Below are 14,225 nucleotides of genomic sequence, written 5' to 3'. Positions count from 1 at the left end.
GAACGGGGTCGACGGACAAGAATCCCAACGAATTACGGGGATTCTTGATAAACATAAGTTAACACAATGATTTATTTGTATAAATCGTATTTTGTCCGGGTTTTGTCAGGGGGATTCTGGCGGATTTAAAATCTTGACAAGTATCAAATCCTCAACTTATAAACAAAGTTATCCACAGATGCCCTGCACTTGTTCTGCTCATTCATGGATCTCCAGGGCCCCGTGATCGTCGAAGTCCTGCTCGATCTGCCTTTGCCGCACGGATTTGATTACCGTGCCGCCCTGGCGACAGCGGAGGATGTGGGGCGGCGGGTCAGGGTTCCGTGGGGTACCGGCCAAAAAGTGGGGGTGATTCGAGCCCTCAAACACGCCTCCACTTATCCCCCGGATAAAATCAGGGAAGTCCTGGAGATCTGGCGGGACGTTCCGCCCCTGGAGGCTCGTGACTGGCAGTTGCTGGAATTCTGCAGCGCCTATTATCACTACCCGTTGGGTCAGACGGTGTTGACCATGCTGCCGCCTGCCCTGCGTCGGGTTGGCGGCTGGTTGCCACCGCGCCGAATCCGCCAGGCCCCGAAATCTCCCCCCCAGGGTTCGGCGCCGCCGCTCAACGAGGCTCAACGGACGGTGGTGCAGGCGATTCTCAGCCAGCCGCACTTTGCCGTGCACCTGATTTATGGGGTGACCGGGAGCGGCAAGACCGAAGTATATTTTTCTCTGATCGAACAGGTGTTGGAGCGCGGACGACAGGTTCTCCTGCTGGTGCCGGAAATCAACCTGACACCCCAACTGGAACAGCGTCTGGCACGCCGCTGGCCTACCCTGAACTGGGTCAGTCTGCACAGTGGAGTCAGCGAGAAGGAACGGGCACGGCGCTGGTTGGCGGCCCAGGCGGGCACTGCGCGTCTGGTATTGGGCACGCGCCTGGCGGTTTTTACGCCTCTGCCCGAGTTGGGATTGATCGTGGTGGACGAAGAGCATGAGGCCTCCTTCAAACAGCAGGAGGGGCTGCGCTATTCTGCCCGGGACATGGCCATCGTCCGTGCTCGCCAGGGCGATTTTCCGATCATTCTGGGGTCTGCAACACCCACCCTGGAAAGTTGGCACAACGCCCGTACCGGACGCTATCAACTGCACCATTTGAGAGAGCGGGCCGTACCCGGTGCCTGCCTGCCCCAATTGACCCTGGCGCCCACGACCAAAGAGGGACCCCCCTACTGGGCGACTGCGTTGCAGGAAACCCTGGACCGTGGGGAACAGGTTCTGGTGTTCATCAACCGGCGCGGTTATGCTCCGGTCCTGCATTGCCCCAACTGCGGCTGGCAGGCGGCCTGTCCACGGTGCAGTGTGCGCCTGGTGGTACACCGGCGGTCGCGCCAATTGCGCTGCCATCACTGCGGTCTGGCGCAGGTTCTGAACGAGGCTTGCCCGTCCTGCGGGAATGTTCACATGGAAACCCGGGGAGAAGGAACCCAGCAGGTGGAAGAACGTTTGCGCAACTATTGCCCGTCCGCGCGTCTCCTGCGCCTGGACAGCGACAGCCTGGCCCTCAAGGGCAGCTGGGAAAAGGCGCGGGAACAGATTCTGGATCATCAGGTGGATATTCTGGTGGGGACCCAGTTACTGGTGAAGGGGCATGATTTTCCCGATTTGTCCCTGGTGGTGGTGCTGAATGCCGACCAATCGCTCTTCAGCAGCGATTTTCGCGCCTCCGAACGGCTGTACGCGCAACTTCTCCAGGTGGCCGGACGGGCCGGACGGGCAGAAAAGCCCGGGCAGGTGTGGATTGAAACGGATTATCCCGGGCATCCCGTGCTGTTGGCGCTGATGCAGCACGACACGGAGAACTTTCTGGACCAGGAACTGGCCCTGCGGCGTCAGATGGGATGGCCGCCTTTCCATTATCTGGCCGTCCTCCGGGCCGAAGCACGGGACGTGGCCAAAGTCACCGCCTTTCTGGAGGAGGCGCGGCAGGAAGCCCTGGCGCGTGGCGGAGAAGGGATCAGCATTTTTGATCCGGTTCCCTCTCCTCTGGCGCGCAAGGCTGGCTTCCACCGTTGGCAATTACTCGTTCAGGGCGCGCACCGTGCTTATCTGCAGGCTTTTCTGGCCAGTTGGGTGGAGACGTTGCGTGCCTTGCGTTCGGGGCGAAACCTCCACTGGGTGCTCGAAGTCGACCCCTGGGAGTGCTAATCGGTCCACTGCACCCAACCAAAGGCATGGGTGAGCAGGATGAGCAGGCCAAACAGGATCCGGTAGTAGGCAAAACCGGTGAAATCATGCTGGCTGACGAACCGGAGAAGGGCGCGCACGGTCATGAAGGCAAACAGGAAGGAGAACAAGCTTCCGACCAGGAATATGCCCAGATCACTGGCATGAAAAAGATGGCGATATTTGACCAGTTCGTACACGGTGGCCGCGCTCAGGGTGGGAATGGCAAGAAAGAAGGAAAACTCCGTGGCGGCCGTGCGGGACAGCCCGAGGAATAGTCCGCCCATGATGGTGGCCCCGGAACGGGAAGTGCCGGGGATCAGGGCAAAGGACTGACAAAGTCCGATCTTGAGGGCAATCCGCCAGTCCATGTCGTCCACCGTGGTGATGCGTATCGGCTGATGACGGCGTTCCACCCAGAAAATGACAAAGGCACCCAGAATGAAGGCCAGTGCGACGGGCAAGGGAGCGAACAGGTGCGCCTTGATGGATTTGGCGAACAACAGGCCCAAAACTGCGGCGGGAAGAAAGGCCAGCAGCAGGTTGAGGGTAAAGCGTCGGGCCGCAGGATCCCCGGGCAATCCCGCGACCACGCGCCGGATCCGTGCCCGGTACTCCCAGCAAATGGCCAGGATGGCGGCAAACTGGATGACGATTTCAAAAACCTTGCCCTTTTCGTCATTGAAGTGCAACAGACTGCCGACCAGTATCAGGTGCCCGGTGCTGGAAACCGGCAGGAATTCCGTCAGCCCTTCCACCACGCCCAGGATGGCCGCTTTGACCAGTAACAGGACATCCATGGGTCAAACCTTGCGATAGAGTTCAGCGCCCTGTTCCCGAAACTCCTGGGCCTTTTCTGCCATTCCCTGATCCAGGGCCTGTTCGGAAGAGACCCCGATCTGGGCGGCGTAATCGCGCACGTCCTGGGTAATCTTCATGGCGCAGAAATGAGGACCGCACATGGAACAGAAATGGGCCAGTTTGGCCCCTTCCTGAGGCAGCGTTTCGTCATGAAACTCGCGTGCCTTGTCCGGGTCCAGCCCCAGATTGAACTGATCGTCCCAGCGGAATTCGAAACGGGCCTTGGACAGGGCATTATCGCGCATCTGGGCGCCGGGATGACCCTTGGCCAGGTCGGCAGCATGGGCGGCAATCTTGTACGCCATGATGCCGTCCTTGACATCGTTCTTGTCGGGCAAGCCCAGATGTTCCTTGGGGGTGACGTAGCACAGCATGGCCGTGCCGTGCCAGCCGATCATGGCGGCGCCGATGGCGGACGTGATATGGTCATAACCCGGCGCGATGTCCGTGGTGAGGGGGCCCAGCGTGTAGAACGGGGCTTCATGGCAGAGCGACAGTTGCAGTTCCATGTTTTCGCGGATACGGTGCATCGGTACATGTCCCGGACCTTCGATCATGGTTTGGACATCGTGTTTCCAGGCAATCTGGGTCAATTCGCCGAGGGTTTTCAGTTCGGCGAACTGGGCGGCGTCATTGGCGTCGTGAATGGAGCCGGGGCGCAGTCCGTCTCCCAGGGAGAAACTGACATCGTAGGCCTTCATGAGGGTACAGATGTCCTCGAAATGGGTATACAGGAAATTTTCCCGGTGGTGGGCCAGGCACCACTTGGCCATGATGGATCCGCCCCTGGACACGATCCCGGTCAAACGCCGTGCGGTCAGGGGAATATGGGCGAGACGCAATCCCGCGTGAATGGTGAAATAATCCACGCCCTGTTCGGCCTGTTCGATGAGGGTATCCCGAAAGATTTCCCAAGTCAGTTCCTCGGCCTTTCCATCCACCTTTTCCAGCGCCTGATAGATGGGGACGGTGCCGATGGGGACGGGAGAATTGCGGATGATCCACTCGCGCGTTTCATGGATGTTCTTGCCCGTGGACAGGTCCATGACCGTGTCTCCCCCCCAGCGGATGGCCCAGGTCATTTTCTCCACCTCTTCCTGGATACTTGAACCCAGGGCGGAATTGCCGATGTTGGCATTGATCTTGACCAGAAAATTGCGTCCGATGATCATGGGTTCGGTTTCGGGGTGGTTGATGTTGGCCGGAAGGATGGCCCGTCCGCGCGCAATTTCGTCCCGTACGAACTCCGGCGTGATGAGTCCGGGCAAGGCCGCGCCCAGAGGTTCGCCAGGATGCTGGGCGGAGAGCCAGCGGTCGGCATTGCCGCCCAGCGCTTTGAGGGCATCCAGTTGGGCTTCGCGGCGGCAATTCTCGCGGATGGCCACATATTCCATTTCCGGCGTGATGATGCCGCGTCGCGCATAGTGCATTTGGGTGACGTTCCGTCCCGCCAGGGCGCGGCGCGGAGCCCGCTGGAGTTTGAAGCGCATCTCGGTCAGTTCTGCATTGTCCAGTCGTTCCTGGCCATAGGCAGAGGAGGGACCGTTCAATGCTTCCGTGTCCTGACGTTCCTCGATCCAGCGGCTGCGGACGCTGGGTAAGCCTGACCGGATGTCGATGCGGACCGTGGGGTCGGAGTACGGGCCGGAAGTATCATAAACGGTCAAGGGCAGATTGGGCTCGGCACCGAAGGAAGCGGGGGTGTCCGACTGGCGGATTTCACGCATGGGGACCCGCAGGTCGGGGCGTGAACCGGTGACATGGATCTTGTGGGAACAGGGGAGCGGGGTAACGGATGCTTCATCTACTTGGGCCTGTTCAGCCAGAAACTTTTGGGGTGCATTCATGCGCGGATTCACTCTCAGAACGGATTGACAAGGGAAGTGTACCAGATGGGCCGTGTTTGCCCGATTCCAACACGCTCAATGGGTGGTTGGGGGTGGGTCCAGAGGAAAGTATTGAACGTCGACGATGTCGAGGGTGCGCGGTCCTGCCGGACTCAGGAAACGGACCGTGTCGCCGGCACGCTGTTTGAGCAGGGCGCGGGCCAGGGGTGAAATCCAGCTGATGTGACCGCATCCGGGATCGGTTTCATCCCGACCGACGATGGTATAGACGTGGGTTTGATCGCCTTCTTCCACGGTCACCTGTGCACCGAAAAAAATCTGATCATTTCCGGATTGCAGGGTAGGATCGACGACCTGGGCGATTTCCAGTCGTTTGGTGAGAAAGCGCAGGCGTCGGTCGATCTCGCGCAGGCGCCGTTTCCCGTAGATATAATCCCCGTTTTCCGAACGATCGCCGTTGGATGCCGCCCAGGCCACGGTTTCCACGACTTGCGGACGCTCCACGCGCAACAGGTGATCCAGTTCGGCGGCCAGTCGGGCATGTCCTCGAGGAGTCAGATAATTGGGCGTGTGGGGCGGGAGGTCCGCCTCTGGAGCGGAAAGGTCTTCCTCCGCCTCATTCTCAGCCTCACGCACAAAGGCTTTGCTCATCATTCAAAATTCAAAGATGGGGGGCTGTGCCGCGTGGTGAAGGGGGGGAACCCAGGTTTCAAAAAGCGATTCCTCCCGCAGTGTTCCATCCGGCAGGCGCATCCAGCGTCGTACGGTCATGACGGGTGCGTGGCCGGTGATGGCAAGGGCGCATCCTCCGGCGGCCAATGCGTCGAGAAATGCCGGTGGCAGGTACGGGACGGAGCCGGTGAGCAGGATGGTGTCCCAGACGGATCCAGAACGCCAGCCCTGGGCGGCGTCGCCCACTTCCACGGTGACGTTGTGAATTCCGGCGTTTTGCAGGCGTTGGCGAGCCTGCATGGCCAGCGTTGGGTGAATTTCCACCGAGGTGACGGTGGCGGCGCGTTTGCCCAGCAAGGCGGCCACGTATCCGCTGCCCGTTCCCACGTGAAGGACGCGGTCTGATTTCTTGAGACGCAATTCCTGGATCAGGCGGGCTTCCAATTTGGGTGACAGCATGAATTCGCCGTGATCCAGGGGTATTTCCATGTCGACGAAAGCCAGTTCCCGATGGGCGGCAGGGACGAACTCCTCGCGGCGGACCTGATAGAGCAGGTCGAGTACTTCGATATTCAGGACCTCCCAGGGGCGGATCTGTTGTTCGACCATGTTGAAGCGAGCCTGTTCGAGATTCATTGCGTGCCTCCGGGAGGGATGGAACATTATTCTGTCAATCTTCCATTGTAGCAAAATCAGTGAGGGGGGTCGTTGTTGGTTGCTGGCGCGGCGGCGGGAAAATCACTGGAATCGAACGGCGTTTTCAGGAACTCCTGTCCAGGCCCGGGGTCCCATGCTGTATCGATGGAATCCGAAAGGGGTGGAGGGCGCTTATGAAAGTCATGACGGCACTTCTTGTGCTGGGGATCCTGGTCCTGTGGGCCATGCGTTCGGCCAACGCCTCGGAACCGCCCCGTGTGGGGCAGAAGGCGCCTGAATTCAGTGTGATGGATCAGAATGGGACCCTGCAAAAATTGTCCGATTACCAGGGAAAGTGGCTGGTCCTCTATTTTTACCCGAAGGACGAGACGCCAGGGTGTACGACGGAGGCCTGTGCCTACCGTGACGACATCCATGAAATCCAGAATCTGGGGGCTGCCGTGGTGGGCGTGAGTATCGACGACGCCAGCAGTCACGCCGAATTTGCGGACAAACACCATCTTCCGTTCCCGTTATTGGCCGATAAGGAAGGCACGGTGGCAAGAAGTTACGGATCGGAACGGACCCTCCTGGGCTACAAGTTGGCGCGCCGCAATACCTTCATCATCGATCCCGCCGGCCGTATCGCCAAAGTTTATGTGAATGTGGATGCCGGAGAGAATCCCAAGGAAGTCATTGCGGATCTGCATCGTTTGCAGTCAATGCACTAACTCGCGAACCAGGTCGAGCAGGGTGGCGGTGGCCCCTCGGTGCCGCTCGACGAAGGACCGTCCCCGTTCGCCCATGGTGCGGCAAAGCGCCGGGTCCGCCAGGAATGCGCTGACCAGCCCTGGCAATTCCTCCAGATCGGAAAATTGCCGGGCAGCACCGCACGCCACGGCAGCGGCGCTGGCCTCGGCGAAGTTGAACGTGTGCGGACCCAGCAGGACGGGGCACCCGACGCTGAGGGCTTCGAGGAGATTCTGTCCCCCCAGGGGGAGCAGGGTACCGCCCATGAGCGCATATTGGGCCAGACGATACCAGGCATACATTTCGCCCATGCTGTCCCCCAGGAGAACCGTGGTTTCGGCAGAGAGGGGGCGTTGCGCCGAGCGCCGCTGGTAGGGGATGTGATTCGCCTCCAGCAAGGCGGCCACCGAGTCGAACCGCTGCGGATGTCGGGGAACCAGCACCAGCAAATGGGGCGGAGTGAGCAGGGAACCCAGATATTTCAGCAGGAGGCTTTCTTCCCCTTCGCGGGTGCTGGCCGCGACCCAGACGGTCCGGTTTTCTCCGACCATCTGCTGGAGTTGTCGAAAACTCGCATGATGCGCGCAAGGCAGTGGGGCATCGAACTTGAGGTTACCCATGAGTTTGACCTGAGCGGCGCCCAGAGCTTCAAAGCGCTGGGCATCAGCAGGCGACTGGGCTGCGACGAGCGACAGTTGACCGAGGAGGGTGCGCGTCAGGGTCGGGAAAAGGGCATAACGCCGTGCCGAACGTTCCGACAGTCGGGCGTTGGCCAGAACCAGGGGAATATGACGGCGCTGGCATTCATGGATCAGGCGGGGCCAGAGTTCCGTTTCCAGAAGAAAACCCAGGGTGGGTTTGAAGGTTTCCAGAAAACGCCCCACGGCGCCCGGCAGGTCGTAGGGCAGATAGACGCGTCGAATTCCCGAAGTGGCTTCATCGAGCGCCGTTTCCCGCCCGGTGGGCGTGGTATGGGTCAACAGGAGGGCGTGGTCCGGGTATCGATCGGCCAGGGATCGAAGCAGCGGCAAGGCCGCACGGGTCTCACCGACCGAGACGGCGTGGAGCCAGATCAGGGGGCGGGATTCGGGGGGGCCGGGGTAGTGACCGAGGCGCTCGGGCCAATGGAGGCGGTAACCGGGCTGTTGTCGACCGCGCCACCAGAGGCGGAGAAAAAACAGGGGCAGGAGCAGGCGGGTCAACTGGGTGTACCAGAACAAATTCACGGAAACCACCTCTCCAGGGCAGACAGGACCTCCGGTACGTCCGGGCACTGGCCCATTCCGCCCAGATTCGTGGCCAGCGCACTGCCGAACACGCCCGTGGCCCGCGGGTCGGTGGCGGTGTACAGGGCCACGACTGGCCGCTGGAGCGCGGTGGTCAGATGGGAGAGGCCCGTATCCACGCCCACCACAGCCTGGGCATGGGCCAACAGACCGGCCAGGGTGGTCAGATCGAGCGTCGCCAGGGCCTGTGCGCCCACGATTTGATTTGCCAGACGTTGGGCGCGTTGGTGTTCCCGTTCGTTGCCGCCCGGGAGCAGGACGGTCAATCCCCGGGCAGAGAGATGCTGGCCCAGGGCGATCCAGTGGGCTTCCGGCCATTCCTTGTCGCGCCGGCTGGTGCCGTGCAGAAAGAGAACGTAGGGTTCGGTGCCCAGGGTGCGCGGGCGGACCAGATCGGAACGCAGGCCGTAAGTGACTTCCTTCTCCGGGGTGTAACCCAGGGCAAGGCCAGCCAGCGTGCGGTTGCGCTCCACGGCATGAAGGTTTCTGGAAACCCGGAAGCGGCGTTGGTAGAACAGGCTGGCCAGGGGTTCGCGAATGCTGTGACGGTCGTATCCCATTCGCAAGGCGGGGCTGAACCAGCCGACCAGGGCGCTTTTGACCAGACCTTGCAGATCCAGACTGGCCTCATGGTTCAGGGTCTCCAGGATCTGGTTCAATCGACGCCATTCGGCATGGGTCGCCGGTGAGAAAAGAGCGCTACGCCAGCGCCGCAAGGCCACGGGAATCACGCGGCGGACCGCCGGATGCAGGCGGGGCAATGCCGCGAAGGACTCTTCCACGATCCAGTCGACGGAAAGTGTGGGGCAATGACGGGCCATGTCCGTCACCGCCGGAAAGGCATGAACCACATCGCCCAGGGAAGAGGTCTTGATGAGAAGGAGGTCGGTCATGCCGCCATTCTAGGGGACCTGACCCTGCTCGGCTAGTCGGAAGTGGAGTACACTCGCCTCCATGTCACTTTCTGTCATCATCATTGCCAAAAATGAAGAGGCCGCGTTGGGCGCCTGCCTGGACTCGGTTGGCTGGGCAGACGAACGGATCGTGCTGGATGGGGGAAGCCAGGACGGCACGGTGGAACTGGCGCGCCGGCGTGGCGCACGGGTGGAGATCGCTGCGGACTGGCCGGGCTTCGGTCCGCAGAAGAATCGTGCGCTGGCGCTGGCCGGTGGGGACTGGGTGCTGTCACTGGATGCAGACGAGCAGGTGTCTCCTGCGCTGAAAGCGGAGATATTGGCGGTCATGGCCAATCCCGAGGCGCTGGATCTGTATCGCATGCCCCGCTCTTCGCGCTATTGCGGGCGTGCCCTGCGCCATGGCGGGTGGTGGCCCGATCATGTGGTGCGTCTTTTTCGCAGGGGCAAGGCCCGGTTTTCTGAGGACTGGGTTCATGAACGGCTGGTGGGAACGGAAGGGGGGGCCATCGGAACCCTGAATGCTCCGCTGGAACACGATACCTATGTCGATCTGGAAGAGGCCCTCGACAAAGCCAACCATTATTCGACGCTGGGCGCCCGTCAGGCTCACGCCAAGGGGCAGCGTGCCACCCTGGGCAAGGCTTTCCGGCATGGATGCTGGGCGTTTTTTCGGACCTTCATTCTGCGCCGCAGTTTTCTGGATGGGGGGCAGGGCTTTTTGCTGGCCGTATCCAACGCCCACGCGACCTTTTACCGCTATGCCAAGCTCTGGTGCCTGGATCGACCGGAGTGCCGGACCTTGCCCACGGATCAGTGATCCATGATCTGCAGGTGCTGTAACCGGGCGTAATGTCCCTCCCGATCCATCAGTTCCCGATGGGTCCCCTGCTCCACGATGCGTCCCTGGTCCAGCACAACGATGAGATCGGCTTTTTCGATGGTGGAAAGGCGGTGCGCAATGACCAGGGTGGTACGTTGTTCCATCAGGGTATCGAGGGCTGCCTGGACGGCGCGCTCGGATTCGCTGTCGAGGGCCGAGGTGGCTTCGTCCAGAATCAGGACCGGGGCATTTTTGAGGAGGGCGCGGGCGATGGCGATGCGCTGGCGTTGTCCCCCGGACAGGCGTGCCCCGTTTTCCCCCAGCAAGGTTTGAAATTCCTCGGGCAACTGTTCAATGAATTCCAGGGCATGGGCCGCGCGGGCCACTTCGCGCAGTCGTTCCAGCGGGGTTCCGCGCAGGGGGCCGTAACCGATGTTGTGGGCCACGGTATCGTTGAACAGGACCACTTCCTGGGTGACGAGCGCCAGATTGCTGCGCAGGCTGGCCAGGGTCAAGTCCGCAATGGGACAGCCATCCAGGAGGATGCGTCCCGACGTGGGGTTGTGAAAGCGGGGCACCAGACTGGCCAGCGTGCTTTTTCCACTGCCTGAAGCGCCCACCAGAGCCACGGTTTGACCGGCCCGTATCTCCAGGCTGAAAGAGTCGAGGGCCAAACGATGGCCGCGCGGATAGGCAAAGCATACCTGTTCAAAGCTCAGGTGACCCCGGGCATGTTCCAGTACCCGGGTTCCTTCGTCCTTTTCGGGGGGCTGATCGATCAGGGCAAAGACACTCTCGGCGGCGGCCAGACCCCGCTGCAGGGATTCGCTCAAATCGGAGAGACGCTTGACGGGGGCCAGCAGCATGATCATGGCCGTGATGAAGGAAACAAACCCACCCACCGTGGTTTGGTCGGCCCCTGCCTGCCAGGTGGCCATGCCGATGATGAGGGCGATGGCCAGGGCGGCAAAGAACTGGATGACGGGCACGTTGGCTGCACTGGCCGCCGCCTGCTTCATGCTCAGGCGCCGCACCCAATTGCTGGTTTCATGGAAACGGTCGGTTTCGACGGGGGTTCCCCCAAACACCTTGATGACCTTCTGGCACTGGATCGATTCATCCAGCACATTGGTGAGGTTGCCCATGGCGTTCATGGTGTCGCGGTTGATGTGGCGCAGACGCAGATTGACCTTCCGAACCACCCAGGCGATGGGCGGGGCCACCAGCAGGGTGACGCTGGTGAGTTGCCAGTTCAGGTAAATCAGCCAGCCCATCAGGCCCACGACCACGAAACTGTCCGTGACCAGATTGGTCAGCACGGTCGTGCTGGCCTGCATGACCTGATTGGCGTCGTACACCAGTTTCGAGATCAGTTCTCCGGTAGTGTGGTCATCGAAATAACGGGCAGGCAGGTGGAGCAGGCGCTCGAACATGTGTTGGCGCAGGTCCATGACCACTTTGTTGCCGACCCAGTTCATGGCGAACTTGGCGATAAAGTTGGCAACGCCCCGCACAAGGAACAACCCCATCAACATGAACGGCACCCAATGCATCCAGTGCGGATCCTTGTGCACGAAACTCTTGTCGAGCATGGGTTTGAGCAGGGCCGGCAGGAACGGTTCGGTGGCCGCAGTCACGATCATGGCCACGACGGCGCTGAAAAATTCCCAACGGTAGGGGCGCACATGGCGTAACAGGCGGGAATAGAGGGAGGCGGTCCCAGGCAGAAGGTGCATGGTGTGGTGAAGTCGGTCCTAAAGCCCTAATTATGCGCTACCAGAGCCAAAGTGACCACTGTGGCGCTTTCCACCAGTTCGACCAGTGCGCCCGCCGTATCTCCGGTGGTGCCCTGGATGCGTTCCATGAGTTTCTGGTGCCACCAGTAACCGGTGACTCCGGCCACCAGAATGGCGCCCAGGCCGGGGCGTCCAAAGCCGATCAGGATGCTGGCCAGGGTCATGATGCAGACCCCCCAGACCGGGGTGCGCGGCATGTGTTGGGCGAGTGCTTCCCCCATCCCGCCGGGGCGGACGTAGGGTGTGGTCAGGAACAGCAGGCACAGGGCGGTGCGGCCCAGAAGCGGCGGAAGCAGCAGAAAACCCGGCGCAATGCGCGCATCCAGCGTGATCAGGGCCATGCCCTTGACCAGTAATACGAGGACCACGCTGACTACGGCAAAAGTGCCGCAGCGAGGGTCTTTCATGAGATCCAGAATGCGCCCCCGATCCCCTCGACCGCCCCCAAAGGCATCTACCGAATCGGCCAGTCCATCCAGGTGCAGTGCGCCGGTGAGTCCGACCCAAAGAACCAGGATCAACGCACCGGATAAGTTGGAGGATACTCCCAGGAAAGAAGTGAGCGCACACATTCCGGCCAAAAGAGCGCCAATGATGGCACCCACGGCAGGATAAAAAAGGAGGGACTGTCCCTGCTCCTGGGGAGTCGGGGGAGAACAGGCGGGCAGGGGCAGGCGCGTCAGGAACTGCAGGGCCAGGCCAAAGGTTCGCAGGGGTTTCACGCAGGGTGGGACTCGTTTTTCATCCAGTCGTTCACGACATGCAGGGAGCCGTGGGGGACCGGATAGGTCAGGAAATCGCCGCGTCGGGTTTGCTTCACTCGATGATGCAACAGGCGGATGACCCCGCCATGGGTGATCAGGAGGACCGTTTGACCTGCGTACTGCCGGCCCAGTTCGATCCAGCCGGCTTCGACACGCTGACAGAAATGCTCGAGCGTCTCCCCTCCGGGCGGGGGCTGTCGCCAGGGATCCTGCCAGAATGCGGTCAGCGTCTGAGGGTCTTTCTGGCTCAATTCTGCGGCGGTGCATCCCTCCCAGTGCCCGAAATCCAGTTCGCTGAAACGTTCGTCCGCCGTCAGCGGGACCTGCAGACGGGCGGCCAGTTTTTCGGCAAAGCGCTGGCAGCGCTGGCGGGGAGAGCATACGATCCGATCTCCGCGCCAGCGCGCCACGGCCTGTTCCATTTGTTGCCACCCCAAAGCGGTGAGCGGATCATCCAGGCGCCCCCGAAAACCGCTGTATCCCGTATCCCCGTGGCGCAGAAGGGAGAAGCTCACAGTTTCTCCGAAACCGCCGCTTCGGCAAAGGTGGCCATCCCCTCATGAAGCGCACAGGCCAGACGCAGCAAGGGAATGGCGCTGGCGGCGCCACTCCCTTCCCCCAGGCGCAGTCCGAGGGACAAGAGCGGGCGGGCCTCCAGCGCTTCGAGGACGGCCTGATGCCCGGGTTCGGCCGATTGATGTCCATACAGGAACCAACGGGCTATCCCGGGATTCATGCGTTCCGCCACGAGGGCGGCCACGCTGCTGATGAATCCATCCACCAGCACGGGCAGACCCTTTTGGGCGGCCGTACAGTAGGCCCCGGTGAGGGCGGCAATCTCGAATCCACCCAGATGTTCCAGGATGGCATAAGGAGAAGTGAGCACACGCTCATGTTTCAACAGGCTCTGGGTAATGACTTCTATCTTGTGGGATACCCCGAATGCGGCCAATCCGGTACCCGGGCCCGCCAGTTGGTGCGGGGGAAGGTCGAGCAGGGCGCAGGCCATGGCCGTGGCGGAAGTCGTGTTGCCGATCCCCATCTCTCCGCCGATGAAGAGATCGGCGCTGGTCCGAAGTGCGGCCTCGACGCGGGCCCGTCCGGCGTCCAGTGCGGCATGGCATTGGGCTTCGGTCATGGCCGGTGCATGCAGAAAGTTGGCGGTGCCGGGACCCAGCCCCAGATGCTGCACGCCAGGCACCTGCGCCAGGTTCTGAACCGTGCCCAGATCGATGACTTCGAGGAAGGCGCCCAAGGTTAGGGCCAGCACGCTGATGGCTGCACCGCCACGGGCGAAGTTCTTGATCATTTCACCCGTGACGGCCTGGGGGAAGGCAGAGATGTTTTCTGCGGTGATGCCGTGGTCCCCTGCGAAGATGCTGATCCACACCTGCTTCATGTGCGGACGTTCCCGCCCTTGAGCGGCGGCCAGAAAGCAGGCCAATTCCTCCAGTTGACCGAGCGAGCCGGGCGGTTTGGTCAGTTGTGCCTGGCGCTGGTGCGCGGCCAGACGTGCGGCTTCATCCAGTGGGTGGGCGGGAAGGCTGAACCAGTCGGGAATCATGGGTGTCCTTTCAGAAAGAGGGGGAGTCCGGCAACCATCAAGAGAACCGGGTCGCAGAGGGTCGCCAGCGCCTGATGCAGGCGACCGGCCTGATCGCAGAA

The 14,225-nt window shown here is 61.4% G+C and carries 13 protein-coding genes and 1 pseudogene; 3 read left to right on the top strand and 11 right to left on the bottom strand.

Features of this window, described 5'->3' with window-relative positions; genetic code table 11:
- The first annotated feature begins 204 nt into the window (after nt 1-204).
- Nucleotides 205-2,193, top strand: a complete 1,989-nt coding sequence (gene priA, locus M6F29_RS00065) for a replication restart helicase PriA (RefSeq protein ID WP_298156344.1) — start codon at nt 205-207, stop codon at nt 2,191-2,193.
- Here priA and M6F29_RS00060 read toward each other — a convergent pair.
- The 4 genes from M6F29_RS00060 to M6F29_RS00045 all read right to left on the bottom strand — a co-directional run bounded on the left by M6F29_RS00060 (nt 2,190) and on the right by M6F29_RS00045 (nt 6,227).
- The gene (locus M6F29_RS00060) at nt 2,190-3,011 is read right to left on the bottom strand and encodes an undecaprenyl-diphosphate phosphatase (protein ID WP_298156341.1); all 822 of its coding nucleotides are present in this window, start codon (nt 3,009-3,011) and stop codon (nt 2,190-2,192) included. The genes priA and M6F29_RS00060 overlap by 4 nt on opposite strands.
- Nucleotides 3,012-3,014: 3 nt before the next feature.
- On the bottom strand, nt 3,015-4,919 hold the full coding sequence (gene thiC, locus M6F29_RS00055) for a phosphomethylpyrimidine synthase ThiC (protein ID WP_298156338.1): 1,905 nt from the start codon (nt 4,917-4,919) through the stop codon (nt 3,015-3,017).
- Between the two features lie 75 nt (nt 4,920-4,994).
- Nucleotides 4,995-5,570 carry a transcription elongation factor GreB gene (greB, locus tag M6F29_RS00050; protein WP_366525906.1) on the bottom strand — a complete coding sequence of 192 codons (576 nt, stop codon included), beginning with the start codon at nt 5,568-5,570 and terminating at the stop codon, nt 4,995-4,997.
- Between the two features lie 3 nt (nt 5,571-5,573).
- Entirely contained in the window at nt 5,574-6,227 is a 654-nt protein-coding gene (locus M6F29_RS00045) for a protein-L-isoaspartate O-methyltransferase family protein (RefSeq protein ID WP_298156332.1), read from the bottom strand.
- A 194-nt stretch (nt 6,228-6,421) separates the two neighbouring features.
- Here M6F29_RS00045 and M6F29_RS00040 point away from each other — a divergent pair, with 194 nt between their 5' ends.
- On the top strand, nt 6,422-6,958 hold the full coding sequence (locus M6F29_RS00040; RefSeq protein WP_298156329.1) for a peroxiredoxin: 537 nt from the start codon (nt 6,422-6,424) through the stop codon (nt 6,956-6,958).
- Here the strand turns inward: M6F29_RS00040 and waaA are convergent.
- Nucleotides 6,947-8,203: a lipid IV(A) 3-deoxy-D-manno-octulosonic acid transferase gene (gene waaA / locus M6F29_RS00035; protein WP_298156326.1), complete on the bottom strand. Its 1,257-nt coding sequence runs from the start codon at nt 8,201-8,203 to the stop codon at nt 6,947-6,949. The two genes, M6F29_RS00040 and waaA, sit on opposite strands and share 12 nt — an antisense overlap.
- On the bottom strand, nt 8,200-9,156 hold the full coding sequence (gene waaC, locus M6F29_RS00030; RefSeq protein ID WP_298156324.1) for a lipopolysaccharide heptosyltransferase I: 957 nt from the start codon (nt 9,154-9,156) through the stop codon (nt 8,200-8,202). Before waaC ends, waaA begins: the two co-directional genes overlap by 4 nt.
- A gap of 61 nt (nt 9,157-9,217) precedes the next feature.
- On the opposite strand from waaC, the gene M6F29_RS00025 reads away from it, so the two are divergent.
- Complete coding sequence (locus M6F29_RS00025; protein WP_298156321.1) at nt 9,218-9,997, top strand: glycosyltransferase family 2 protein; 780 nt, start codon at nt 9,218-9,220, stop codon at nt 9,995-9,997.
- On the opposite strand, the gene msbA is transcribed toward M6F29_RS00025, so the two are convergent.
- The 5 genes and pseudogenes from msbA to M6F29_RS12205 form a co-directional block, all read right to left on the bottom strand.
- On the bottom strand, nt 9,991-11,736 hold the full coding sequence (gene msbA / locus M6F29_RS00020; protein ID WP_298156318.1) for a lipid A export permease/ATP-binding protein MsbA: 1,746 nt from the start codon (nt 11,734-11,736) through the stop codon (nt 9,991-9,993). The genes M6F29_RS00025 and msbA overlap by 7 nt on opposite strands.
- A gap of 26 nt (nt 11,737-11,762) precedes the next feature.
- Nucleotides 11,763-12,509, bottom strand: coding sequence for an adenosylcobinamide-GDP ribazoletransferase (locus M6F29_RS00015; RefSeq protein ID WP_366525905.1), 747 nt, complete (start codon nt 12,507-12,509; stop codon nt 11,763-11,765).
- Nucleotides 12,510-12,514: 5 nt separating this feature from the next.
- Nucleotides 12,515-13,075: a histidine phosphatase family protein gene (locus tag M6F29_RS00010; protein WP_298156312.1), complete on the bottom strand. Its 561-nt coding sequence runs from the start codon at nt 13,073-13,075 to the stop codon at nt 12,515-12,517.
- Nucleotides 13,072-14,124, bottom strand: coding sequence for a nicotinate-nucleotide--dimethylbenzimidazole phosphoribosyltransferase (cobT, locus tag M6F29_RS00005; protein ID WP_298156309.1), 1,053 nt, complete (start codon nt 14,122-14,124; stop codon nt 13,072-13,074). The genes M6F29_RS00010 and cobT overlap by 4 nt, the downstream gene beginning before the upstream one ends.
- A pseudogene (locus M6F29_RS12205) lies at nt 14,121-14,225 on the bottom strand (bifunctional adenosylcobinamide kinase/adenosylcobinamide-phosphate guanylyltransferase); the annotation flags it as partial. The pseudogene M6F29_RS12205 and the gene cobT, both read right to left, overlap by 4 nt.

This window comes from Ferrovum sp., assembly GCF_027317285.1.
GTDB lineage: Bacteria > Pseudomonadota > Gammaproteobacteria > Burkholderiales > Ferrovaceae > Ferrovum.
The sequence above is the reverse complement of the archived record's forward strand: the minus strand, read 5'-3'. Positions and strand labels throughout refer to the sequence as shown.

Coding starts and splice junctions, on each gene's coding strand:
- priA (WP_298156344.1), top strand. CDS start 205: ATGGATCTCCAGGGCCCCGTGATCGTCGAAGTCCTGCTCGATCTGCCT.
- M6F29_RS00060 (WP_298156341.1), bottom strand. CDS start 3,011: ATGGATGTCCTGTTACTGGTCAAAGCGGCCATCCTGGGCGTGGTGGAA.
- thiC (WP_298156338.1), bottom strand. CDS start 4,919: ATGAATGCACCCCAAAAGTTTCTGGCTGAACAGGCCCAAGTAGATGAA.
- greB (WP_366525906.1), bottom strand. CDS start 5,570: ATGAGCAAAGCCTTTGTGCGTGAGGCTGAGAATGAGGCGGAGGAAGAC.
- M6F29_RS00045 (WP_298156332.1), bottom strand. CDS start 6,227: ATGAATCTCGAACAGGCTCGCTTCAACATGGTCGAACAACAGATCCGC.
- M6F29_RS00040 (WP_298156329.1), top strand. CDS start 6,422: ATGAAAGTCATGACGGCACTTCTTGTGCTGGGGATCCTGGTCCTGTGG.
- waaC (WP_298156324.1), bottom strand. CDS start 9,156: ATGACCGACCTCCTTCTCATCAAGACCTCTTCCCTGGGCGATGTGGTT.
- M6F29_RS00025 (WP_298156321.1), top strand. CDS start 9,218: ATGTCACTTTCTGTCATCATCATTGCCAAAAATGAAGAGGCCGCGTTG.
- msbA (WP_298156318.1), bottom strand. CDS start 11,736: ATGCACCTTCTGCCTGGGACCGCCTCCCTCTATTCCCGCCTGTTACGC.
- cobT (WP_298156309.1), bottom strand. CDS start 14,124: ATGATTCCCGACTGGTTCAGCCTTCCCGCCCACCCACTGGATGAAGCC.